This window comes from Pseudomonas mohnii (assembly GCF_900105115.1).
GTDB classification, from domain to species: Bacteria; Pseudomonadota; Gammaproteobacteria; order Pseudomonadales; family Pseudomonadaceae; genus Aquipseudomonas; species Aquipseudomonas mohnii.
In genome coordinates, this window is record NZ_FNRV01000001.1 from 1,845,345 (window position 1) to 1,869,336 (window position 23,992).

Genomic DNA, 23,992 nt, shown 5'->3' on the forward strand with positions numbered 1-23,992 from the left:
ACTTATGATCGAGGTCGTCAGGCTTTACCGGGCCAGGCGCTGACGAACTCGGCCACATCAACTTTCTCCGCAACGCGCGGTTCTTTCAGCGGCGTGCCAAGGTACAGAAACGCAATCACCTCCTCGCCTTCGGCCAATCCCAACCCCTTGGCCACATGCGGCGAATAGGCCAGATCACCCGTACGCCACACCGCGCCAATGCCCTGCGCATAGGCCGCCAGCAAAATCCCGTGGGCCGCGCAGCCAGCCGCCAGTCGTTGCTCGGACTTGGGATATTTGACGTGATCCTGCAAGCGCGCAATCACCACGACCACCAGTGGCGCCCGCAGCGGACCGTTGCGCGCCTTGTCGATGGCCGCCTCGCTGGCTTCGCCATCCTGCAGCTTCGCGGCTTCGGCCAGCAACTCGCCCATTTGCTCGCGCGCAGCACCTTCGACAGTCAAGAAACGCCACGGCTGCAAGTGACCGTGATCGGGTGCACGCATGGCGGCGGCAAACAGCGCCTCGCGCTGCTCTGGCGTGGGAGCCGGCTCGACCAGGCGTGGGACGGAAACACGGTTGAGCAATACGTCGAGAGCCTGCATCGGCCACCTCCTGAAAAATTGGTGCGGCTATTCTAGCGGTATCTACCGCCGGAGTGCCGGTTTACATGCCCTGCACCGCAGGTAGAATGGCGCCCTTCCCACATTCAGCCGAGCGGACCTCATGGCGTTGCCGACCTTACGGATCATTGGTTTCATTATCGGCATCTTCCTGATAACCCTGGCCATCGCCATGGTCGTGCCCATGGCCACGCTGGTGATCTTCGACCGTACCCATGACCTGCCGTCGTTCCTCTGGGCCAGCATGATCACCTTTGTCGCCGGCCTGGCGCTGGTCATTCCGGGACGACCCGAGCACATTCACCTGCGCCCACGGGACATGTACCTGCTGACCGTCAGCAGCTGGCTGGTGGTGTGCATCTTCGCCGCACTGCCGTTTCTGTTGACCCAGCGCATCAGCTACACCGATTCGTTTTTTGAAAGCATGTCCGGCATCACCGCCACCGGCTCGACGGTACTCAGTGGCCTGGACACCATGTCCCCCGGCATTCTGATGTGGCGCTCGCTGTTGCACTGGATCGGCGGCATCGGCTTTATCGGCATGGCGGTGGCGATTCTGCCACTGCTGCGCATCGGTGGCATGCGGCTGTTTCAGACCGAGTCGTCGGACCGTTCCGAAAAAGTCATGCCCCGCTCGCACATGGTGGCGCGGTTGATCGTAGCGGCCTACGTCGGCATTACCATTGTCGGCAGCCTGGCGTTCTGGTGGGCCGGGATGAGCCTGTTCGATGCGATCAACCATGCGATGTCGGCAATTTCCACCGGTGGTTTCTCCACCTCCGACCAGTCCCTGGCCAAATGGACACAACCGGCGGTGCACTGGGTGGCGATCGTCATCATGATTCTCGGCAGCCTGCCTTTTACCCTGTACGTGGCGACCCTGCGCGGCAACCGCCGGGCGCTGATCAAGGATCAACAGGTTCAAGGCTTGCTCGGCATGTTGGTGGTGACCTGGCTGGTGCTCGGCACCTGGTACTGGTGGACCACCAAGCTGCATTGGCTGGAAGCGCTGCGGCATGTGGCGCTGAACGTGACGTCGGTGGTGACGACCACCGGTTTCGCACTGGGGGACTACAGCCTCTGGGGCAATTTCTCGCTGATGCTGTTCTTCTATCTGGGCTTTGTCGGCGGTTGTTCCGGCTCGACGGCTGGCGGGATCAAGATTTTCCGCTTCCAGGTGGCCTACATTCTGCTCAAGGCCAACCTTAATCAGTTGATTCATCCGCGCGCGGTGATCAAGCAGAAGTACAACGGTCACCGGCTCGATGAAGAGATCGTGCGTTCGATTCTGACCTTTTCGTTTTTCTTCGCCATCACCATCTGCGTGATCGCGCTGTTGCTGTCGCTGCTCGGGGTAGACTGGATGACCGCGCTCACCGGCGCCGCCAGCACCGTGTCCGGTGTCGGCCCCGGCCTGGGTGAAACCATCGGCCCGGCCGGCAACTTCGCCTCGCTGCCCGACGCCGCCAAGTGGATTCTCTCGTTCGGCATGCTCTTGGGCCGACTGGAGATCATTACGGTATTTGTTCTGTGCATTCCAGCGTTCTGGCGTCACTGACCGTCGGTGGCGCTTCCATCAATCGCGCCCGGTATTCGCCGGGCGTGGCATCGAACCAGCGCCGGAAGGCGCGGAAGAAGTTGCTCGGATCGGCGAACCCCAGCAGGTAGGCAATTTCCAGCAGGGTCATGGTCGGTTGCGCCAGATACTGCTCGGCCAATTCGCGCCGGGTGTCGTCGAGCAATGTTTGAAAACTCGTGCCCTCTTCCTGCAAGCGTCGCTGCAACGTACGTTGCGACAGGTGCAGCGTTTGCGCCACGGTGTCGCGCTTGGGTTCGCCCTGTGGCAGCAAACGGCATAGCACCTGCCGCGCCTTGTGGGTCACGCGCCCCTCGGAAAACCGTGCCAGGTATTCGCCGGCAAAGCGGTCATGCAGCAACGCCATGGCCTCGTTGGCCGTCGGCAATGGCGCTTCCATGTCCGAACGCTCGAAAATCAGCGCATCGTAAGGTGCGTTGAACACCAGCGGCGCATGGAAAGCCTGTTTATAAGGTTCGAGATTGGCCGGTTGATCGCCCTGGACCAGCACCTTGCGCGGGTGCAGCGTGCGACCGGTCAGCCAGCCGCACAGCGCCAGGGCGCAGGCCAGTGAGGCTTCGGCGCTTTGACGGGTGGGCGGCAAATGATCGCCGTGAACCGTCAGAATCAGCGCATACCCCTCATCCAGCAGGCGGAAACTCAGGTCCGCGCTTTCAGCAATAATCCGCTGGTAACGCACCAGTCGCTTGAAACCTTCGGCCAGGGTCTGGCTGGACATCAAGGCGTAGCCGGTCACATGGAACTGCGCGGGGCGTACCACCTTGCCCATGTTCAGGCCAATCGCCGGGTTGCCGGACAGCTCAACCGCGCGTTGCCAGAGTCGTGTCATGGAGTCCTGCGGGAAGCGCGCATCCGGATCATCCAATGCCGCGTAGTCAAGCCCCAGCTGTTTGAACAGAACCCGGCAATCCAGGCCGTCCATTTCCAGTGCTTTGACAATCCCCATCGCCCAGCTTGCAGAAGTCGTTCGTTCGCTCATGTCGGGTTCTTACATGATGAGCCGCACTGTCACGGCCAATTTCCGAAGGATACTAAAGTGGCGCCTATTGTCACTGGCCGATGCCATTGATCACTCTAGACTCAAATAGGCTACCCGCAGAACAACTTGCAGTCAGAACAATAAGCACAGAGATCGCATACGTGGAAAACGTCAAACGATTCAACAGCTTCGCTGAGTTTTACCCCTATTACCTCAGCGAGCACAGCGACAGCACTTGCCGACGAATGCACTTCATCGGCACGACGCTGGTCATTTTCATTCTGGCGCTGACCATTGGTCGGGGCACCTGGATGCTGTTGTGGGCTTTGCCGGTGGCCGGCTACAGCTTCGCCTGGGTCGGACATTTCTTCTTCGAAAGGAATCGCCCTGCAACTTTCCAACATCCCTTCTATAGCTTGCTCGGCGATTTCGTCATGTATCGCGACATGATTCTGGGACGCGTGCCGTTCTAGAACACAGGAGGATTGCCGATGAATGCAAACGCCCGTTTCACCCACATGAAGGACGGCACCCAGGAAGACTGGGCGATCATTGCTGCGGACTTCAGTGCCTACGCCCGTCAACTGCCGGCACGAATCGCGGCGCACCTGAAGTTGTTGGAGGGTGATTTTGGTGGCTTTCCAGTGGACCGCCTGACCCACTCCCTGCAAACCGCCACCCGCGCCTGGCGCGACGGCCGCGATGAAGAGTACGTGGTCTGCGCCCTGCTCCATGACATCGGCGACACCCTTGGCTCCTACAACCACCCGGACATCGCGGCCGCCATCCTCAAACCGTTTGTCAGCGCCGAGAATTTGTGGATGGTGGAAAAACACGGAATTTTCCAGGGCTACTACTTCTTCCATCACCTGGGCATGGACCGGCACCTGCGCGAGCAATTCAGCGATCACCCGCAGTACCTGGCAACCATCGAATTCTGCGCCAAGTACGACGCGGCGGCGTTTGATCCGGCATATGACACCCTGCCGCTGAGTTTCTTTGAACCGATGATGGCGCGACTGTTCGCGCAGCCGAAGCACTCGATCTACAAGGCGGCGATGGAAGAATACTCACCCGCCTGACAGGCCTCAGGGGATCGCGTGATTTAAGGAAAAAACGATCAAATGGTGGGAGCGAGCCTGCTCGCGATGAGGCCGGTACACTCACCGCAACTTTCACGCTGGCTCGGCGACTTTCAAAGCCTTCAACTGCGCCTCCCGCGCCTGGGCATCAGCCAGGCGATACAACTCGATCGTGCCATCCCAATGCTCGATCAGCGCCGTGCACGACTCCACCCAGTCCCCGCAATTGAGGTAATCCACCTCGCCGACCTTGCGAATCTCGGCATGGTGAATGTGCCCGCACACCACGCCATGCAGCTCGCGTTTGACACACTCATGGGCGATGGCTTCTTCAAAATCGCTGATGAAGCTGACGGCGGTTTTCACCTTGTGCTTGAGGTACGCCGACAGCGACCAGTAGCCATAGCCATAACGGGCACGCCAATGGTTGAGCCAACGATTGAGGGTCAGGGTGAATTCGTAGGCCGAGTCGCCGAGAAAGGCCAGCCAGCGGTGATAGCGAGTGATTACGTCAAACTGGTCCCCGTGGATCACCAACAAATGCCTGCCGTCAGCGGTCACGTGCACCGCTTCGTCCACCAACTGGATATTGCCCAGAATCAGCTTCGAATAGCGGCGCAGGAATTCGTCATGGTTGCCGGTGACGTAGATCACCTCGGTACCGCGCTTGGCCATGGTCAGCAAGCGCCGGATCACGTTGGTGTGCGCCTGCGGCCAGTACATGCCGCCGCGCAGTTTCCAGCCGTCGATGATATCGCCCACCAGATAGATCTTGTCTGCGTGGTAACCCTTGAGAAACTGCGACAGATGCTCGGCCTGGCAATCGCGCGTGCCCAAATGCACGTCGGAAATCCATAGGGTCCGCACACGTTGCTTACGGCTGGGTTTGGCGAGCTCGGCGCTGGTCATGGACAACCCTCAGGATTGGTTTTCGCCAGCTTGCGCCGTGTGGATTAATAGCCCATGACAGCGGCAAGTCAGTCTTGTGACAACGCGAACGAGCCGCCTCGGTGTAAACTGCCGCCCAGTCCCCGGAGCCCCGCGATGAGACCGATCCTCACCCTTCGTCAGTACAGCCACGACCTGATCATCCACAGCCATGAGCACGCACAATTGGTGTTCGGGCTGTCGGGCGCGCTGGATTTCGAGATCGACGGGCGTGGCAGCCAGGTGGTTCAGCAGAGTTTCGCCGTGGTGCCATCCGGCGCGCACCATGCGTGCGGCAGCGCCAATGGCAGCCGTTGCCTGGTACTGGACGTGCCCGGTGATCAATGGGTCTCTCAGTCCCTGGGCGATCATGCCGAATCCAGCCGACGCTTGCTCGACAACGCTGGACGGCTGTCGCTGGATGCCGGGCAAAGCCAACTGGTCGCCTGGCTGGCCAACAGCCCGGTCGAGGATCCGCTGATTGCGCAACAGGGTGCGGTGCTGTTGCTGGCCAGTCTGAACAACGCAAGACCTGATAGCGTCGGTACTCGGCGCCTGCCCTACGCTGCATTGAATGCGCACATTGACCAATACGCCGCCTACCCGCTGCAAGTCGCCGATCTGGCACGCGTGGCCGGCCTCTCCAGTGCTCGTCTGCATGCCCGGTTCGTTGCCGAATGCGGGCAGACGCCGATGGATTACATCCGCAGTCGCCGCCTGCATAAGGCCGTTACCTTGTTGCGCGAATCGATGCTGCCCATAGGCGAGATTGCCTGTCGCGTCGGTTACAGCTCCCAGAGTGCATTCGCCGCCGCGGTGCTGCGCGAGTTCGGCACATCACCGGGCAAACTGCGACGCGAGGCTGGCGACAAACAGTGAGAGTCTGACGACAGACACGACGGTAGCGGCTGCGGTTAAATGGTCCGGCTCACGATGTTTATCAAGGACTGCAATGACTCCCCGTACCGCCCTTGGCGCCCTGCATATCGGTGCACTGATGTTTGGCCTGACCGGCGTATTCGGAAAACTCGCCGCAGCCTCACCGGCCATCATCGTTTTCGGCCGCGCGGCATTCGCAGTGCTGGCGCTGGCATTTTTTGCACGATTCGCCCGCCAGAGCCGCTGGCAAACACTTGAAGCCGTGGACTGGCGTCGACTGTTACTCAGCGGCCTGTTGCTGGCGGGGCACTGGGTGAGTTTCTTCATTGCGGTGAAAGTGGCTGGCGTGGCGATCGCAACGCTGGGCTTTGCCAGTTTCCCGGCCTTTACCGTCATCCTCGAAGGCCTGATTTTCCGCGAACGCATTCGCGCCAATGAGATCCTGTTGGTCGTACTGGTCAGCGTCGGGTTGGTGCTGGTGACGCCAGCGTTCGATCTGGCCAGCGGCGCTACCACGGGCCTGCTCTGGGCCGTGGCATCCGGTTTGTTGTTCGCCCTGCTGTCGCTGACCAACCGCGTCAGTTCCGGCCGCATTCCGCCGGTGCAGGCAGCGCTGTATCAGAACGTTGTGGTCGCCCTGTGCCTGTTGCCGATGGCGGCGCCGCAATTGAGCGAGGTGCGTGCTATCGACTGGCTGTGGATCAGCCTGCTCGGGGTGTTCTGCACCGGCGTTGCCCATAGCCTGTTCGTCGCCAGCCTCGCCGTGATCAAGGCCCGGACCGCCGCCGTGGTCTTCGCCCTGGAGCCGGTTTACGGCATCACCGTGGCCTGGCTGTTATTCGATGAAAACCCTACCCTGCGCATGTTGCTGGGCGGTGCGTTGATCATCGTCGCGATTGTGGTGTCCAGCAGGCTTGCGAACGGTTCGAGCAAGAAAGCCGTCGCCGCAGAGGCCGCCTCTCACTGAGTGCGATCGTTGTGTCCGAGATCCCGGTCCGGATCGATTTGATCGCGGACCCGCTGTTTCAGAATCTTGGCCTCGGGAAACCCACCGTCAACCTTGCGCTCCCAGATTTGCACCTCGTCGCAGGAAATGTGAAAGACGCCGCCCGTGCCGGGTACCAGTGACACTTTACCCAGATCGTCGCCGAACGTGCTGAGAAGCTCCTGGGCCAGCCAGGCAGCGCGCAACAACCACTGGCATTGGGTGCAATAAGTGATGACGATTTCCGGTTTGCTCGCGGCCATGAAAGACAGGTTCCCTGAGGCATAAAGACTGACGTTTGAATGCGCTCCAGCTTACAACACATCACATCTGTGGCGAGGGAGCTTGCTCCCTCGCCACAATAGTTCCCTACACCCAAGGTTATCGGGTGACGGCAAATTAACTGCGGGCCGCCTGTTTCGGCGGTTCAAGGTCCGGCGATGGAACCGGCTCTGCGAACTCGACGAGAAAGCTGCCGTCCATCGATCGGGAAACGGGTTCGAGTTCCCATTCAATGTCGGGCTCCGGCAACGTAGAGGCACTCGATGGCGATGCGGTGGCGTCGATCAAGCCCCAACTCGCCCCCATCGACAGGTCATCCAGGTTCAACTGGAACTCGTTGCCAGACGCTGCCGCCACGGGCACTGCGGCTGATGCGACAGGGCTCAACCCGGGATGACGTGAACGGTTTTCCAGAGATTCTTGTGGGGCAAACCCGGAACTGCGCAGGCTGGCCTGTTGTGCGTCATGGGCCGCGATTTCACCTTGCTTACCCAGAACGTCCTGCCATGGTTCCACCGATCGGTTCAGTCCCGGCTCTTGCTTGGCCGCAGGTTCGGGGGCGGTCTGTAGTGGCTGGCGGCGACGCCGAACGAACCATCCCAGCAGCCCCAACACCACCAGCGCCGGCAGCCCGAATATCAGCGATAAATCCCTCCCGGGCTCTGCCGCAACGACAGGCGTCGGCGTCACCACCGCAGGCTCATCCGGCTCTGCTGTCGACAGCTGAACTTCTGCCAACCGGGTTTGCAACTCGGCTACCTGCTTTTTCCCAGCGGCGATCTGTTCGCCCTGTGCCAGGAGCTTCGCCTTGAGCTCGTCAACGCTTGCCTGCAACTGCTGGTTTTGCAGCACGCTGGCGGCCAATTGTTCATCAAGCGGATGAATCAGTGGAGCGGCGGCAGGCTTGGGCGGCTCCTTGCGCGCAGGAAGTGGCGCGGTGGCAGGCTGGACACTCGGAAATTCGGAAGAGGGTCGGCCGATCAGCGGTTCATCCGTTGCCGGCACAATATTGGGTGATCCTGGAGGGTCGATCAGCACCGTGTACTCACGCAGCAACCGGCCGTTGGGCTGATTGAGCTCTACGAGGAAATTCAGGAAGGGTTCATTGACCGGTTTGTTAGATGTCACCTGGATCAGGCGACGGTTGCCCCGCAGGACAGGAGTGAACTTCAGGTTATCAAGGAAGCGCACCCGCTCGACACCGGCCCGGCTGAATTCGTCCGCTGTCGCCAGGCTGACCGACAGTTCGCCCTCCTCCAGACCTGCGGCATCCATCAGCGCAATGTCGGCTCGCAGCGGCTGATTCAATGCCGAGTGAACGGTCATTTCACCGAGCCCCAGCGCTGACGCCAATGCCGAGTAAGTGACAACGGCACCGACCAGCAACAATCGGGTGCAACAGCGTACAACGAAAAGCCGACTCTCAAGCATGAGCATCCCTTAGTAACCAGAACCAACCTGCACGTGTTCGCACATCCGGTACGAACACGATATCGCGCAGTAGTTCTTATAGTCTGCTCAATGCGGCCGCTCACCAGTCTGGCGCGGGGTTATGCCTCAAGATTTTTCAAGGTTGCCAAGAATGTGCCCATGAACCCGCATGCACACCGCCAAATCCGCCTCATCCACGCCTTCGAACAGCTCGTGGCGCAATTGCGTGGCAATGGTTTCAATTTGTTCGATCAGGGGGAGCGCCGGGGCGCAGAGGACGATCTTCTTTGCTCGACGGTCTTCCAGCACCGCTTGACGCTGCACCAGGCCCTGGCTTTCCAGGCTATCGAGCAGGCGGGCCAGGGTGGGTCCTTCCACGCCGACGCTTTGCGCCAGTTCACGTTGTGTCGGGGCTTCGTCGAAACGCGCCAGGTGCAGCAGCACCAGCCAACGCGCCTGGGACAGTCCGAGCCCGGCCAGTCGGCGGTCGAGTTCGGCACGCCAGCCGCGTGACATCTGGGCCAATTGCATGCCAAAGCGGTGTTGATCGGTTAACGGCATAAAACACTCATGATTAGACTGAAACAGAGAAAACCTAATAATTAGTCAGCTAAGCATGAGCCTTGCCCTGAGGCAAGGCTTGATCTGTACTGAATCGTTACACCTGCACGACAGATCACTCAAATCTCGAATTCGGACTGCAATGCAGCCCGTACACAGTACAAAACACCTTCCGGCACCCGGCCCGCAAACAGCGCGGAAATCTCCGACACTGGCGGTAACTCGCCTTCGCCGTCGAGGAACGCATCCTGAACTTCGCCCATCAAGTCCTCGGGCAAATCCAGTGCCTGTTCCAGCGACAGCTGCTGCTTGCCAATGGCCTCGGCCAGCATGGTGTAGACGTTCTTTTCCGAGCATTGCAGCTGACCGGCAATCTGCAGCGGCGTCATGCCGGCGCGCGCCAGGGTGATCAATTCGTGGCGCACATCGGCCACCACCTTCGGTGCCTCGACCTGGCCGCCGAGAACTTCGAGGAAGGCCTCGCCATAACGTTCCAGCTTGCGCGCGCCGACGCCACTGACCGTGGCCATTTCCGCCAGGGAAGTGGGCTGGCTGCGGAGCATTTCCAGCAAGGTGGAATCCGGGAAGATGACGTAAGGCGGCACACCGTGTTCTTCGGCGAGTTTGCGTCGCAGGGCACGCAAGGCTTCCCACTGTTCGCGTTCTTCGCCGCGCACCAGTTGGCTCGCCTGGCTCTTGCTGCTTTTGGTCGTGGTTTGCGCCTTGAGGTCGCGGCGCAGCTCCAGGGTCACTTCACCCTTGAGCAGCGGCCGGCAGCTGTCACTCAGGCGCAAGCCGCCGTAACCTTCCAGGTCGATATCCGCCAGCCCCCGGGCAACCAGTTGTCGGAACAACGAGCGCCATTCGCCTTCGGCCATCGCTTTGCCAACACCGTAAACCGACAGATGCTGATGACCGAAACTGCGGACTTTTTCGTTGTCCTTGCCCAGCAATACATCCACCAAATGCCCGACACCGTAGCGCTGGCCGGTGCGGTAGATCGCCGAAAGCGCCTGACGGGCGGGCTCGGTGGCGTCCCAGGTCTGCACGCCGTCGACACAGTTGTCGCAGTGACCACAGGGCTCGGGCATGTCCTCGTCGAAATAGGCCAGCAGGGTCTGGCGGCGGCAGCGGGTTTCTTCGCACAACGAGAGCATGGCGTCGAGCTTGTGCTGCTCCAGGCGCTTGTGGCGTTCGTCGCCTTCGGAGTTCTGCAGCATCTGCTTGAGCATCACCACGTCTTGCAGGCCGTAGGCCATCCAGGCGTCTGCCGGCAGGCCGTCACGCCCGCCGCGACCGGTTTCCTGATAGTAGGCCTCAAGGGATTTCGGCAGATCGAGGTGTGCGACAAAACGTACGTTGGGTTTGTCGATGCCCATGCCGAACGCCACGGTGGCGACCATGATCAGGCCTTCCTCGTTGAGGAAGCGCTTCTGGTGGTAGGCGCGCAAATCGTTGGGCAACCCGGCGTGGTAGGGCAGCGCCGGGAAGCCTTGCTCACTGAGGAATGCCGCCACCTCCTCGACTTTTTTGCGCGACAGGCAATACACAATGCCGGCATCGCTGCGCCGTTCGGCGAGAAACGCCAGCAACTGCTTGCGCGGCTGCTCCTTGGGCACGATGCGATAAAAGATGTTCGGTCGATCGAAGCTCGACAGGAAGCGCTCGGCGTTCTGCAAGTGCAGGCGAGTGACAATCTCTTCCCGGGTGCGTTTGTCGGCGGTGGCGGTCAGGGCGATGCGTGGCACATCGGGGAACATTTCCGCCAACTGGCCAAGTTGCAGGTACTCCGGACGGAAATCATGGCCCCATTGCGACACGCAGTGCGCTTCGTCAATGGCGAACAGAGCGATGTTCAACCCTTGCAGGAACGCCAGCATGCGTGGCTGGACCAGCCGTTCCGGCGCGAGATAGAGCATTTTCACTTCGCCGCGCTTGATGCGGGCCGCCAGGTCGCGTTGTTGCTCGGCACTGAGGGTAGAGTTCAATGCGGCGGCGGCCACGCCCAGCTCTTCGAGCGTCGCGACCTGATCGTCCATCAAGGCAATCAGCGGCGACACCACGACGGCCAGGCCATCGCGCAACAGCGCCGGCACCTGGAAGCACAAGGATTTGCCGCCACCGGTAGGCATCAGAACCAGGGCATCGCCGCCGCTGGCCACGCGCTCAATGATTGCACCCTGACGGCCACGGAAACTGTCGTAGCCGAAGATGTCCTTGAGGACGCGTTGAGCCTGTTCGAGCATAAAAACTCCAAAAATCACCGAAACATCCCTGCAAGGCTGGTTCAGAACCGCCAGCACCACACCGACAAATCGTAAGTGCGCGTTGCATGTCGCTTCACATTTCAGCCGGGACGCCAGCAGGGCATCACAAAACGCGCGAGTATACCCGAGCACTGTCCGGCAAAGGGCGCCGCTGATAAGACACACCAACAACACCGTATAAATCCTGTGGCAGTGAGCTTGCTCGCGATGGCGGCGGATCAGGCAGCGACGATGTTGGATGTGACGACCCCATCGCGAGCAGGCTCGCTCCCACAGGGAATGCGGTGCAAATATGCCGCGCGGCTGGCCTGAGCGCTCAAGAAGGCCTAGAATTCCCGCATCTGTTAATTCCCCAAGGTAGTCCTTTAATGTCCTTCGCTGAGCAACTAACCCGCCTGCAAGTCTTCCTCGACGCCGATGAACTGCATGACGAGGCGCTGGACTACGTGGCCGCCCACGGCTACCTCACCGCGCTGTCGATCTGTTCCGAAGAGGTCCCGGATCGTGAGTGGATCGACGCGCTCTTCGCCGAAGAGCCGCATTACGCCGACGACACCGAGCGCGAAGCGATCGAATCCACGTTGCTGGCCCTCAAGGCGCACATCGCCCGTCAACTGGCCTCTGATGAAGAGTTCGAGTTGCCCTGCGACCTGGACCTGGGCGATGACCCGGACGATTCCGATCTGCGTGGCTGGTGCATCGGCTTCATGGAAGGCGTGTTCCTGCGCGAAGAAGCCTGGTTCGAAACCGCCGAAGATGAAGTCAGCGAAATGTTGCTGCCGATCATGGTCGGTTCGGGCCTGTTCGACGAGCAACCGGAGTTCTCCGACATCGCCGCCGACGCCAACCTGATGGACGACATGATCGTACAGATCCCGGAAGCCCTGACCGCGCTGTACCTGCTGTGCAACGCGCCAGACGAAAAACCGGCGATCCTCAAGCCACGCCACCACTAAGGTCGTGCCTATGGACGCCCCCATAGGCAACCGCCCCCTGATGTTGCGTTACGTGTTGCTGACCATCGGCTGGCTCAGCGTAGCGCTGGGGGTAATCGGGATTTTCCTGCCGGTATTGCCCACCACGCCCTTCCTGCTGCTGGCGGCCGCCTGTTTCGCCCGCAGTTCGCCGCGCTTTTATCGATGGCTGGTGGAGCATCGGCACCTTGGGCCCTGGATTCGCGACTACCTCGACGGCAACGGCATTCCGCTCAAGGGCAAGGTCTACGCCATCGGCCTGATGTGGGCGAGCATCCTGTTCTCCTGCTATCTCGTGCCCCTGCCTTGGGCTCGCGGCTTCATGCTGACCAGCGCGGTGCTGGTGACGATCTATATCCTTCGCCAGAAAACCCTGCACAAATCCTGAACTTCTGTGGCGCCTTCGCCACGCAGGCCGTCCTGCGTGACACCTTCATCCGACGATCTGCCCCTCTTCGCGGCAAACACCACCTAGACTTCAACACTCAACACACGAGCAGCCGGACATGTCCCGCAGCCAGCGAAGTCCAGGATGGCCAACGTTCCGACTTCGGATCGGCGGGCGACTGCTATTGGCCGCTTTTCTGCTGATCGGCCTGACCAGCGCCTCGGCCTATTGGGACTTTGCACAGATTCTTGAAAGCGTCGGACAGCGTTACGGCCCCCTCGGCCTTGAAGAGAGACGTATCGTGGCCTGGAGTCAAATGCTCCAGGGCGAACGCAACGCGCCTGAGCGCGAACAACTCAATGCGGTCAATCGTTTCTTCAATCAACAACTGAATTTTCAGGACGATAGCCGCGTCTGGCATCAGGCCGACTACTGGGCCACGCCCGCCGAATCCCTGATCAAGGGCGCCGCGGACTGTGAAGACTACGCACTGGCGAAATATTTCAGCCTGCGCCAACTCGGCATTCCCAGCGAAAAACTGCGCATCACTTACGTCAAGGCGCTGACCCAGAACCAGGCGCATATGGTGCTGACCTTCTACAGCAGCCCTGCCGCCGACCCGCTGGTGCTGGATAACCTGGTCAGCGACATCCGCCCCGCCTCCCAACGCAAAGACTTGTTGCCGGTGTATGCCTTCAATGCCGAAGGCCTCTACCTACCCGGTGCCAAGGGCGGCAATCGCAGCAGCGACTCGAAAAAACTGTCGCGCTGGCAAGACGTCCTGAAAAAGATGCAGGCCGAGGGGTTCTCCGTGGGCAACGGTTAACGGCCACAGCAAGGAGCGTTCGATGAAACTGCGCAACCAATTGTTTCTCGCTATCTGCCTGTTCCTGCTGGTGGCGTTCAGTGGCAGTTTCTTTGTCAGCCTGGAAAGCTCCCGCGAACAGATGCTCGGTCAACTGCGCTCCCATGCCCAGGACGCCGCCACTGCATTGGGCTTGTCGCTGACGGCACAGATCGATGATCCGGCCATGATGGAGCTGATGGTCAGTTCAATTTTCGACAGTGGCTACTTCAACAGCATTCGCATTATCGATGTCGAGAATCAGCAGGTACTGGTCGAGCGTAACGTTGCCGGGCGTATCGAGGGCGTACCGGGGTGGTTCGTCAGCCTGGTGAACCTGCGTATAGAGGGGGGCGACGCGCTGATCATGCGCGGCTGGGAGCAAGCGGCGCGCGTGGAAGTGTTGAGCAACCCGCAATTCGCCCTGGCCAAACTCTGGGACAGCACCCTTGGCAGCCTGATCTGGCTGCTGGTATGCGGAGTGCTCAGTGCCGTCTTCGGTGGCTGGTTGCTGCGTCGGCAATTTCGCCCGCTGGACGCCTTGGTCAAACAGGCCGAAGCCATCAGCAAGCATGAGTTCCTGAGCCTGCCGAAATTGCCACGCACACCGGAATTGAAACGGGTCGTGCTGGCAATGAACCAGATGGTCGAGAAACTCAAAGCGTTATTCGCCGAAGAAGCCGAACGCAGTGAAAAACTACGCAGCGAGTCCTATCAGGACAGCCTGACCGGGTTGGCCAACCGTCGCTTGCTGGATGAGCAGCTGGCCGATTACTTACTGGTCGATGAACAAAACAGCGACGGCCATTTGCTGATGCTGCAGATCAACGATCTGGTGGGACTCAATCAACGTCTTGGCGGGCAACGCACCGATGCATTGATCAGCGCGACGGGCGAATTGCTCAAGCGCTTGACTCAATTGCCCGAACGGCGGGCCTGGCTGGCGGCACGCAACCGTGGCGGCGAATTCAGTCTCCTGATGCCGGGACTGAACACCGAGGGCGCCGAGCGACTGGCCGCCGAGATCAGCGCCCCCTTGGAAAACCTGCGTCTGACCGGCGCCAGCGATTGCACGCCCGTCGCCCATTTGGGCATTGTCGCCTATCACCCCGGTGAGCCGGCCAGCGACGTGCTACTGCGCCTGGACCATGCACTGACTCAAGCCCGGCAACGCTCCGACCGCCCCTGGGTGCTGCTGGGGCATCACGAGACCGTACCGAATCAGCCTCAACATGACTGGCGTGCCTGGCTCGACGACGCCCTGACCCAAGGCAAATTGCAGCTGTATTTTCAGCCGGTGGTGCAATGCGCTGACCCCCGTCAGGTGCTGCACCACAAAGTCCTCGCGCGTCTGATCGATCCGCAGGGCGAAGCGATTGCCGCCGGACATTTCCTGCCGTGGATCGAGCGTCTGGGCTGGTCGGCACGCTTCGATCTGGCGATGCTCGACGCCACCCTCGAATACCTCGCCGCCAACCGCTGGCCACTGGCACTGAGCTTGTCCGGCAGTACCCTGCGCGACCGGGCGCAGCTGCGACTGATCCTCGACATGCTCGAATCGCTGCCGGATCTGGCACCGCTGCTGACCCTGGAAATCGACGAATGCCAACTGCCGCCCGCGGACGAGTTGCAACGGCTGAGTCACAGTGTGCTCAACACCGGTTTTCGCATCGGCTTGCAGCATTTTGGTGGCAGCTTCAGTCAGATCGGCAACCTGACGCAACTGGGTCTGGCTTACTTGAAAATCGATGGAGCCTACATCAGGCACATCGATGAGCAACGAGATAAGCGGCTGTTCATCGAGGCGATCTTCAGGGCCACCAACAGCATTGACCTGCCGTTGATTGCAGAAATGGTCGAGACTCAGGGTGAGCTGGAAACGATCAAGGAACTGGGGGTGTTTGGGGTAATGGGAAGATTGATCGGCGCGCCTGAACCGATGTGAAGCCAGCAGATCAACAGATCGCAGCCTTCGGCGGCTCCTACAGGATCCAGACGATCCCAGGCAGGAGCTGCCGGAGGCTGCGACCTTTTTCAGATCAAACGGTATCCACCTTCAACGAATGATCATTGAGCATCCCGTTGATGATGGTCGCCGTATCCGCCCCGGCAATCACCCCGCCCGCCCCCGGCGTCACCCCGTAATGGCTGGCCAGGTTGACACCCGCCAGATCGATGGTCTGGTTCGGCGCCGCGCCGGCCAATGCACTGACGTCGATGCTGGTCACCACTGACGCACCGCTGCCACTGACGGTGAAGTGCAGATAGTCATCCAGCGATGCCGCAGTGTTGCTTTCCCCTTGCAGCAACTGCGACAAGTCCAGTTTGTCGGTGCCTGGTGCGAAGTCGGTCACTACGTCGTGACCGCTGTTGCCCTTGAGCCACTCGATAGTGTCGGCCCCGGCTCCGCCGGTGAGGGTGTTGTTGCCCAGGCCGCCAATCAGGAAATCATCGCCGCCCCCGCCATTGAGCACATCGTTACCCAGTCCGCCATTGATGATGTTGCTGTTGTTGTCGCCGGTGAGGGTGTCGTTGTAGTTGGAGCCCGTCAGGTTTTCGATGCCGGCCAAGGTATCGGTGCCGGCGCCAATGGTGTTCTGAGCGCCGAGCAGGCTCAGGTCGACCGTGACCCCGGCCGTGGCATGGGCATAGCTGGCGGTGTCGTTGCCGATACCTCCGTCGAGTAGATCATTGCCCGGACCGCTGTAGAGCAAGTCGTTGCCGGCGCCGCCGTGCAGCTCGTTATTGCCGGGGCCTGCGGTGAGGATGTCATTGCCGTCACCGCCATTGAGGATGTTGTCGCCATTGCCCGCCACCAGTGTGTCATTGCCCGCCGTCCCGGTGAGGATGTGATTGTCCTGGTAGCTGATGGACAGGTGGGCGCTGTCGCTGCCGCCATGGCTGTCACTGGCGATGGAGGTGCCATGGTCATCCGGGGCAATGTCATGGGCACCGGCGTAGTTGACGGTCATGGTCAGTTGGTAGTCTTCCGCCCCGTTGGAGTTGCTGCCACTGGTATTGGTGATATTGGTGATGTGGATCTGGTAGGTCGCATCCGACGTTGCCGTCAGGGTTTGCCCGTCCGCAAGGGCAATCCAGGCTCCGCCGTCGACCGAATATTCCATGGCCACATGGCCCGCTGCCAGGTTGTGATCCAGGTTGAGGGTTTCGCCCTGCTTAAGATTGACGGTGATGCGATCCTCATCATTGGCGTGGGCATTGGTCACCGCACCCAGGTAACCGCTGACCACCAGCACCGCCGTCATGGTCGCTGCATTGGCCGAGAACGCACTGCGTACGTCGGCCAGGTTCTGGTTCTCGGTGTTGTTGGGGTTGGTACCTTTGAAGTTGATCGCGCCTGTGCCAGTGAAGTCCGCTGCCTTGGAGATCCAGCCGGTGTTTTCGGTGTTCACCACCGACGCGGCCTTCTGCGACACGTAATGGTTATCTGCGGTGTCGAGGTTCTCCACCAGAGTGCCTTTGCTGTCGTTAACGTTGCCTTTCGGGTCGTAGGTGGTGCCATCGACGGTTATGGTTTTGAGGAGGCCACCGTCGGCAGCGAACGTTGCGCCCTCGCCCACTGGCGAACCCGTTAGCGGTGTACTGACCACCGTGCCCGACAGCACCGAGTTCTGTTGATTGAGATCGGTGACCAACACCGGGTTGGTATTGTTGCCAGATGTGGTGGTGTCGTCATGCGCCAGTGGATCCGGGTCGGGACTGCTCACACCGTCACCCAGGCCAACCGCATCGTTCTTGGTGTCTCTGGACTCAAGGGCTCCCTTCGTAGTGGCCTCGCCCTGCGACCCGACATCACCTTCGTTGGGCTTACCGTCAGAGAGGGAATACCCGACGTTTTGCGCCCCCGTTTGTTTGCCACTGGTGTCGAACGCCGTTTTCGCCGCAGCCACGGCAGCGTCATTGCTGGTGCTATCACCCGCCAACGGGCCGGAGAGGCTTGGCTTGGCCGTTGTAACACCCCCCCCGATCGGGGTCTTGTCGGTATCGCCACTGGCAGTTTCGCTGCCATGATCCGGTTCGCTGTCGGGGACGTGTCCAACCACCTGGTCCTGGCCGTCCTTGGTGTCGTCGAGGGCTTTGTCGTGGGTGGTCACGTCGTTGTCGCTGACCGCTTTGATGCAGCTGTTGTTCACGTCGATGGTGAGGGTCGTGGTGCTCTGGTCGCCGTCGCCGTCACGCAGGGTGTAGGTGAAGGTGTCGGTCGCACCCGGGCCGTTCACGCTGTTGGGGTAGCTGTGGTATTCGGCGTTGCCGTGGGCATCCAGGGTCAGGTAGCCGTAGGTGCCGTTGATCTGGCTGTTGAGGCCACCCACAACCGGCGTCGAGGTGTCCGAGCCGGCGCGCACGCCGACCACGCCACCACCGGCATCCGGGCCATCCGCACCGCCGACATCGTTCGCCAGCACGTTGCCGGTGACCACACCGCCCTCGGTGACCGAGGCTGTATCGGCATTGGCCTTGGGCACGTCATCGACGATGTTGACCACGATGGTGCTGGTGACCACGCTCCCCTGGGAATCGGTGGCCTGGTAGGTGAAGGTTTCGGTGACGGTGTTGGCACCGTCGTTCGCATGCGGCGTGGTGTTCGCCGGTGTCGTCAGGGTGTAGGTGTAGGTGCCATCGGAGTTGAGCTGGATCACCCCGAAATGGCCCTGGGCGCTGCCGACCAGGCTGTAGCTGATCGCACCGGAAGCGCCGGTGACCGCGCCGACCAAGGTGCCGCTGGCGGTCTCGCCCGCGTTGTGTGGATCGCTGCCGGTGGCGTAGCCGGCCGCCAGGTCCTGGCCATCCTTGGTGTCGTCGAGGGCTTTTTCGTAGACGGTCACGTCGTTGTCGCTGACCGCCTTGATGCAGCTGTTGTTCACGTCGATGGTGAGGGTCGTGGTGCTCTGGTCGCCGTCGCCGTCACGCAGGGTGTAGGTGAAGGTGTCGGTCGCGCCCGGACCGTTCACGCTGTTGGGGTAGCTGTGGTATTCGGCGTTGCCGTGGGCGTCCAGGGTCAGGTAGCCGTAGGTGCCGTTGATCTGGCTGTTCAGCCCGCCCACAACCGGGGTCGAGGTGTCCGAGCCGGCGCGCACGCCGACCACGCCACCACCGGCATCCGGGCCATCCGCACCGCCGACATCGTTCGCCAGCACGTTGCCGGTGACCACTCCGCCCTCGGTGACCGAGGCTGTATCGGCATTGGCCTTGGGCACGTCATCGACGATGTTGACCACGATGGTGCTGGTGACCACGCTCCCCTGGGAATCGGTGGCCTGATAGGTGAAGGTTTCGGTGACGGTGTTGGCACCGTCGTTCGCGTGCGGCGTGGTGTTCGCCGGTGTCGTCAGGGTGTAGGTGTAGGTGCCATCGGAGTTGAGCTGGATCAGCCCGAAATGGCCCTGGGCACTGCCGACCAGGCTGTAGCTGATCGCGCCGCTGGCGCCGGTGACCGAGCCGACCAAGGTGCCGCTGGCGGTCTCGCCCGCGTTATGGGGATCGCTGCCGGTGGCGTAGCCGGCCGCCAGGTCCTGGCCGTCCTTGGTGTCATCGAGGGCTTTTTCGTAGACGGTCACGTCGTTGTCACTGACCGCCTTGATGCAGCTGTTGTTCACGTCGATGGTGAGGGTCGTGGTGCTCTGGTCGCCGTCGCCGTCACGCAGGGTGTAGGTGAAGGTGTCGGTCGCGCCGGGGCCGTTCACGCTGTTGGGATAGCTGTGGTATTCGGCGTTGCCGTGGGCATCCAGGGTCAGGTAACCGTAGGTGCCGTTGATCTGGCTGTTGAGGCCACCCACAACCGGCGTCGAGGTGTCCGAGCCGGCGCGCACGCCGACCACGCCACCACCGGCATCCGGGCCATCCGCACCACCGACATCGTTCGCCAGCACGTTGCCGGTGACCACGCCGCCCTCGGTGACCGAGGCTGTATCGGCATTGGCCTTGGGCACGTCATCGACGATGTTGACCACGATGGTGCTGGTGACCACGCTCCCCTGGGAATCGATGGCCTGGTAGGTGAAGGTTTCGGTGACGGTGTTGGCACCGTCGTTAGCATGCGGCGTGGTGTTCGCCGGTGTCGTCAGGGTGTAGGTGTAGGTGCCATCGGAGTTGAGCTGGATCACCCCGAAATGGCCCTGGGCGCTGCCGACCAGGCTGTAGCTGATCGCGCCGCTGGCGCCGGTGACCGAGCCGACCAAGGTGCCGCTGGCGGTCTCGCCCGCGTTATGGGGATCGCTGCCGGTGGCGTAGCCGGCCGCCAGGTCCTGGCCGTCCTTGGTGTCGTCGAGGGCTTTTTCGTAGACGGTCACGTCGTTGTCGCTGACCGCCTTGATGCAGCTGTTGTTCACGTCGATGGTGAGGGTCGTGGTGCTCTGGTCGCCGTCACCGTCACGCAGGGTGTAGGTGAAGGTGTCGGTCGCGCCGGGGCCGTTCACGCTGTTGGGGTAGCTGTGGTATTCGGCGTTGCCGTGGGCATCCAGGGTCAGGTAACCGTAGGTGCCGTTGATCTGGCTGTTGAGGCCACCCACGACCGGGGTCGAGGTGTCCGAGCCGGCACGCACGCCGACCACGCCACCACCAACCGCCGGACCGTCGGCACCGCCGACATCGTTTGCCAGCACGTTGCCGGTGACCACACCGCCCTCGGTGACCGAGGCTGTATCGGCATTGGCCTTGGGCACGTCATCGACGATGTTGACCACGATGGTGCTGGTGACCACGCTCCCCTGAGAATCGGTGGCCTGGTAGGTGAAGGTTTCGGTGACGGTGTTGGCACCGTCGTTAGCATGCGGCGTGGTGTTCGCCGGTGTCGTCAGGGTGTAGGTGTAGGTGCCATCGGAGTTGAGCTGGATCACCCCGAAATGGCCCTGGGCGCTGCCGACCAGGCTGTAGCTGATCGCGCCGCTGGCGCCGGTGACCGAACCGACCAACGTGCCGCTGGCGGTCTCGCCCGCGTTATGGGGATCGCTGCCGGTGGCGTAGCCGGCCGCCAGGTCCTGGCCGTCCTTGGTGTCGTCGAGGGCTTTTTCGTAGACGGTCACGTCGTTGTCGCTGACCGCCTTGATGCAGCTGTTGTTCACGTCGATGGTGAGGGTCGTGGTGCTCTGGTCGCCGTCACCGTCACGCAGGGTGTAGGTGAAGGTGTCGGTCGCGCCGGGGCCGTTCACGCTGTTGGGGTAGCTGTGGTATTCGGCGTTGCCGTGGGCATCCAGGGTCAGGTAACCGTAGGTGCCGTTGATCTGGCTGTTCAGCCCGCCCACAACCGGTGTCGAGGTGTCCGAGCCGGCGCGCACGCCGACCACGCCACCACCAACCGCCGGACCGTCGGCACCGCCGACATCGTTTGCCAGCACGTTGCCGGTGACCACACCGCCCTCGGTGACCGAGGCTGTATCGGCATTGGCCTTGGGCACGTCATCGACGATGTTGACCACGATGGTGCTGGTGACCACGCTCCCCTGAGAATCGGTGGCCTGGTAGGTGAAGGTTTCCGTGACGGTGTTGGCACCGTCGTTCGCGTGCGGCGTGGTGTTCGCCGGTGTCGTCAGGGTGTAGGTGTAGGTGCCATCGGAGTTGAGCTGGATCACCCCGAAATGGCCCTGAGCGCTGCCGACCAGGCTGTAGCTGATCGCGCCGCTGGCGCCGGTGACCGAACCGACCAACGTGCCGCTGGCGGTCTCGCCCGCGTTATGGGGATCGCTGCCGGTGGCGTAGCCGGCCGCCAGGTCCTGGCCGTCCTTGGTGTCGTCGAGGGCTTTTTCGTAGACGGTCACGTCGTTGTCACTGACCGCTTTGATGCAGCTGTTGTTCACGTCGATGGTGAGGGTCGTGGTGCTCTGGTCGCCGTCGCCGTCACGCAGGGTGTAGGTGAAGGTGTCGGTCGCGCCCGGACCGTTCACGCTGTTGGGGTAGCTGTGGTATTCGGCGTTGCCGTGGGCGTCCAGGGTCAGGTAACCGTAGGTGCCGTTGATCTGGCTGTTGAGGCCACCCACGACCGGGGTCGAGGTGTCCGAGCCGGCGCGCACGCCGACCACGCCACCACCAACCGCCGGACCGTCGGCACCGCCGACATCGTTCGCCAGCACGTTGCCGGTGACCACACCGCCCTCGGTGACCGAGGCTGTATCGGCATTGGCCTTGGGCACATCATCGACGATGTTGACGTCGATTTGCGCGTGCGCCGTGCTGCCATCGGTATCGGTGGCGACGACTTCGAAATGCTCGGTGATGCTGTTGGCGCCACTGGCATTCGGATGAGTGTCGGTGTAGTTCAGGGTGTAGCTGTAACTCACTACCCCGGTCGTCGGGTTATAACCGGTGATGGTGAAGGTCGCGCCCGTGTCAGTGCTACCCGATTGCGGGAAGCCCACCGGAACGCCGCCGCTGATTATCGAGACGCCACTCACGGTCAGACTTTGCAAACCGTCCGGCGCATTGACCGTGAAGGTGCCGCTTTGGGTCAGCTCCGCCGCATTCGGGTTGCTGCCGTAAGTGAGGTTTTTTTCGTAAACCGTCAGCTCGCCACCTTCGACGTTCAATCCGCCAATCGTCACCGGGTCGTCGTTGTTGTGGATCTGCAGAACCAGATTCGCCGTGCTGGTATCGCCGTCAGCATCCTTAAGCGTGTAGGTGAACGTTTCGGTCCCGTTGCCACCGCCATGCAGGGCCTTGAAATCCGCATCACTGGTATCAAGGGTGTAGGTGTACGTGCCGTTGGCATTGAGCACCAACGTGCCGTAAGTCCCGGTGAAAGTGCCACCCACCACGGGGCCGCTTTCCGGTCCGGTGGGGATGCGGTCGGCGCCTTGCACATCGTTGGTCAGTACGCTGCCGTTCAGGGTCAGATGGGTTTCTGACGCCGTGGCCGCGTTACTGTCATCGACGGCTTTAGGGACGTCATCGCTGATGTTGACGTCCAGCGAACCCGTGGCGCTGTCGCCGTTGCTGTCGCCGGCGACCACTGTGAAGTGTTCACTGAGTTGGGTGCCGTCCCCGGACGCGTGGTTTTCGCTGCCATTGAGGGTGTAGCTGTAACTCACCACACCAGTGGCCGGGTTATATCCGGTGATGGTCAGGGTGCTGCCCAGCGGTGTGGTGATCGACTGAGGAAAACCTGCAGCCACACCGCCGCTGACCACATTGATTCCGCCGACGCTCAGACTGGTGAGCCCGTCGAGCGCCGTGACGGTAAACGTGCCGCTCTGGGTCAGCGCACCGGGATTACTGGCCGAGCCATCGACGAGGTTGGCTTCGTTGACGGTCAGTTCACCGCCCTCGACGGACAGGCCGTTGAGGGTGACCGGGTTATTGATCGGAGGCGTGACGACCGGGGGTGTGATGTCCGGTGGCGTGACAACAGGCGGCGTGACGTCCGGTGGCGTGACGACAGGCGGCGTGACGTCCGGTGACGTGACGATAGGCGGCGTGATGACTGGCGCCGAAGTACCCGCGCCGTCTAAACCATTATTGGCAGCGGCGTTGTGCCGCAACTCGGGAAACTCGGGAATGCCATTGAAGCCGGCGGTGGGGAAGCCAATGGTAGGATCGACCCGTCCCGCCACTTCTTCGAGCATGACAAAACTGTGGCCGCCGCCCAGCTCGCCGCCGGAAGGTCCGGTCGACCCCGGGCCGGCCGCGGTCGCTTCAGCGGTTTGCGTCGGGTCGTCACCGGCAGCGATGGCCTTTTGCAGTTGCTCGACGTCGGTCAGCTGCGCCTGGCTCGGCGTCACCGACTCAGTCGTGTCCACCACATGGGGCGACTGATCAGCCAGCAATTGAGGGGTCATTTGCAGGCTGCTGCCGCGCCCAAGGGTCAGCTCATGGCCATTTTGCAAATGCACCGCTACTGCGCCTTCGGCCCCGGTATTCAGTTGATCGCCGGCGAACAACCGGTCGCCCTCGACCAGGACACGACGCGTGCCGTCGCCCGCCACCGCGAATACCTGACCGATGACTTTACTGACGATACCGATGAGCGTAGCCATGTGCATTTCCTCCGCTGCCAACCGCTGTCGGCACCCTGATTTATCACGGAGAACATGCTCGATGGCTCAGGCGGGTTGCCTGGCGGATTGTCTGCGGGTCAGCGGATTTACCTGAGTAGACCACCGTCCTCTGGCGACATTCTCGCCCAGCGTGAAACTCACGGACATCGTTCGCGTATCTGGACAAACCCGTTTGCAATCAATGGCA

The 23,992-nt window shown here is 61.5% G+C and carries 17 protein-coding genes; 9 read left to right on the plus strand and 8 right to left on the minus strand.

Features of this window, described 5'->3' with window-relative positions; translation table 11 throughout:
* Window positions 1-17: 17 nt before the first annotated feature.
* Entirely contained in the window at window positions 18-584 is a 567-nt protein-coding gene (locus BLV61_RS08690; RefSeq protein ID WP_090464240.1) for an NAD(P)H nitroreductase, read from the minus strand.
* A 121-nt stretch (window positions 585-705) separates the two neighbouring features.
* On the opposite strand from BLV61_RS08690, the gene BLV61_RS08695 reads away from it, so the two are divergent.
* The gene (locus BLV61_RS08695) at window positions 706-2,160 is read left to right on the plus strand and encodes a TrkH family potassium uptake protein (RefSeq protein WP_047532091.1); all 1,455 of its coding nucleotides are present in this window, start codon (window positions 706-708) and stop codon (window positions 2,158-2,160) included.
* Here the strand turns inward: BLV61_RS08695 and BLV61_RS08700 are convergent.
* Window positions 2,117-3,178, minus strand: coding sequence for an AraC family transcriptional regulator (locus BLV61_RS08700; RefSeq protein ID WP_090464243.1), 1,062 nt, complete (start codon window positions 3,176-3,178; stop codon window positions 2,117-2,119). The two genes, BLV61_RS08695 and BLV61_RS08700, sit on opposite strands and share 44 nt — an antisense overlap.
* Before the next feature lie 161 nt (window positions 3,179-3,339).
* Between BLV61_RS08700 and BLV61_RS08705 the strand changes: the two genes are divergently transcribed.
* Window positions 3,340-3,651: an Mpo1-like protein gene (locus BLV61_RS08705; protein WP_047532095.1), complete on the plus strand. Its 312-nt coding sequence runs from the start codon at window positions 3,340-3,342 to the stop codon at window positions 3,649-3,651.
* Between the two features lie 18 nt (window positions 3,652-3,669).
* Entirely contained in the window at window positions 3,670-4,260 is a 591-nt protein-coding gene (locus BLV61_RS08710) for an HD domain-containing protein (RefSeq protein ID WP_047532097.1), read from the plus strand.
* 93 nt (window positions 4,261-4,353) lie between these two features.
* On the opposite strand, the gene BLV61_RS08715 is transcribed toward BLV61_RS08710, so the two are convergent.
* On the minus strand, window positions 4,354-5,169 hold the full coding sequence (locus BLV61_RS08715) for a UDP-2,3-diacylglucosamine diphosphatase (protein ID WP_047532099.1): 816 nt from the start codon (window positions 5,167-5,169) through the stop codon (window positions 4,354-4,356).
* Between the two features lie 135 nt (window positions 5,170-5,304).
* Here BLV61_RS08715 and BLV61_RS08720 point away from each other — a divergent pair, with 135 nt between their 5' ends.
* Both BLV61_RS08720 and BLV61_RS08725 read left to right on the plus strand, forming a co-directional pair.
* A complete protein-coding gene (locus tag BLV61_RS08720; protein ID WP_090464246.1) occupies window positions 5,305-6,066 on the plus strand; it encodes a helix-turn-helix transcriptional regulator in 762 nt (253 codons plus the stop codon).
* A gap of 73 nt (window positions 6,067-6,139) precedes the next feature.
* Window positions 6,140-7,033 carry a DMT family transporter gene (locus BLV61_RS08725; protein ID WP_047532102.1) on the plus strand — a complete coding sequence of 298 codons (894 nt, stop codon included), beginning with the start codon at window positions 6,140-6,142 and terminating at the stop codon, window positions 7,031-7,033.
* On the opposite strand, the gene BLV61_RS08730 is transcribed toward BLV61_RS08725, so the two are convergent.
* The 4 genes from BLV61_RS08730 to recQ all read right to left on the minus strand — a co-directional run bounded on the left by BLV61_RS08730 (window position 7,027) and on the right by recQ (window position 11,571).
* Entirely contained in the window at window positions 7,027-7,314 is a 288-nt protein-coding gene (locus tag BLV61_RS08730) for an Rdx family protein (RefSeq protein WP_047532104.1), read from the minus strand. The genes BLV61_RS08725 and BLV61_RS08730 overlap by 7 nt on opposite strands.
* Before the next feature lie 136 nt (window positions 7,315-7,450).
* The gene (locus BLV61_RS08735; protein ID WP_139213616.1) at window positions 7,451-8,764 is read right to left on the minus strand and encodes a type IV pilus assembly protein FimV; all 1,314 of its coding nucleotides are present in this window, start codon (window positions 8,762-8,764) and stop codon (window positions 7,451-7,453) included.
* Window positions 8,765-8,890: 126 nt separating this feature from the next.
* Entirely contained in the window at window positions 8,891-9,325 is a 435-nt protein-coding gene (locus tag BLV61_RS08740; protein ID WP_047532107.1) for a MarR family transcriptional regulator, read from the minus strand.
* 119 nt (window positions 9,326-9,444) lie between these two features.
* Window positions 9,445-11,571 (minus strand): DNA helicase RecQ, encoded by a 2,127-nt coding sequence (gene recQ / locus BLV61_RS08745; RefSeq protein ID WP_047532109.1) that lies wholly within the window; start codon window positions 11,569-11,571, stop codon window positions 9,445-9,447.
* Between the two features lie 389 nt (window positions 11,572-11,960).
* Between recQ and BLV61_RS08750 the strand changes: the two genes are divergently transcribed.
* From BLV61_RS08750 to lapD, 4 genes are all read left to right on the plus strand, one after another.
* Window positions 11,961-12,548, plus strand: a complete 588-nt coding sequence (locus tag BLV61_RS08750; protein WP_047532110.1) for a UPF0149 family protein — start codon at window positions 11,961-11,963, stop codon at window positions 12,546-12,548.
* A 10-nt stretch (window positions 12,549-12,558) separates the two neighbouring features.
* On the plus strand, window positions 12,559-12,954 hold the full coding sequence (locus tag BLV61_RS08755; RefSeq protein ID WP_047532112.1) for a YbaN family protein: 396 nt from the start codon (window positions 12,559-12,561) through the stop codon (window positions 12,952-12,954).
* 118 nt (window positions 12,955-13,072) lie between these two features.
* Window positions 13,073-13,780, plus strand: a complete 708-nt coding sequence (lapG, locus tag BLV61_RS08760) for a cysteine protease LapG (RefSeq protein ID WP_047532114.1) — start codon at window positions 13,073-13,075, stop codon at window positions 13,778-13,780.
* A 22-nt stretch (window positions 13,781-13,802) separates the two neighbouring features.
* Complete coding sequence (gene lapD / locus BLV61_RS08765; RefSeq protein WP_090464251.1) at window positions 13,803-15,743, plus strand: cyclic di-GMP receptor LapD; 1,941 nt, start codon at window positions 13,803-13,805, stop codon at window positions 15,741-15,743.
* Window positions 15,744-15,837: 94 nt separating this feature from the next.
* Here lapD and BLV61_RS08770 read toward each other — a convergent pair whose 3' ends face one another.
* Entirely contained in the window at window positions 15,838-23,784 is a 7,947-nt protein-coding gene (locus BLV61_RS08770) for a retention module-containing protein (protein ID WP_090464255.1), read from the minus strand.
* Between the last annotated feature and the right edge of the window lie 208 nt (window positions 23,785-23,992).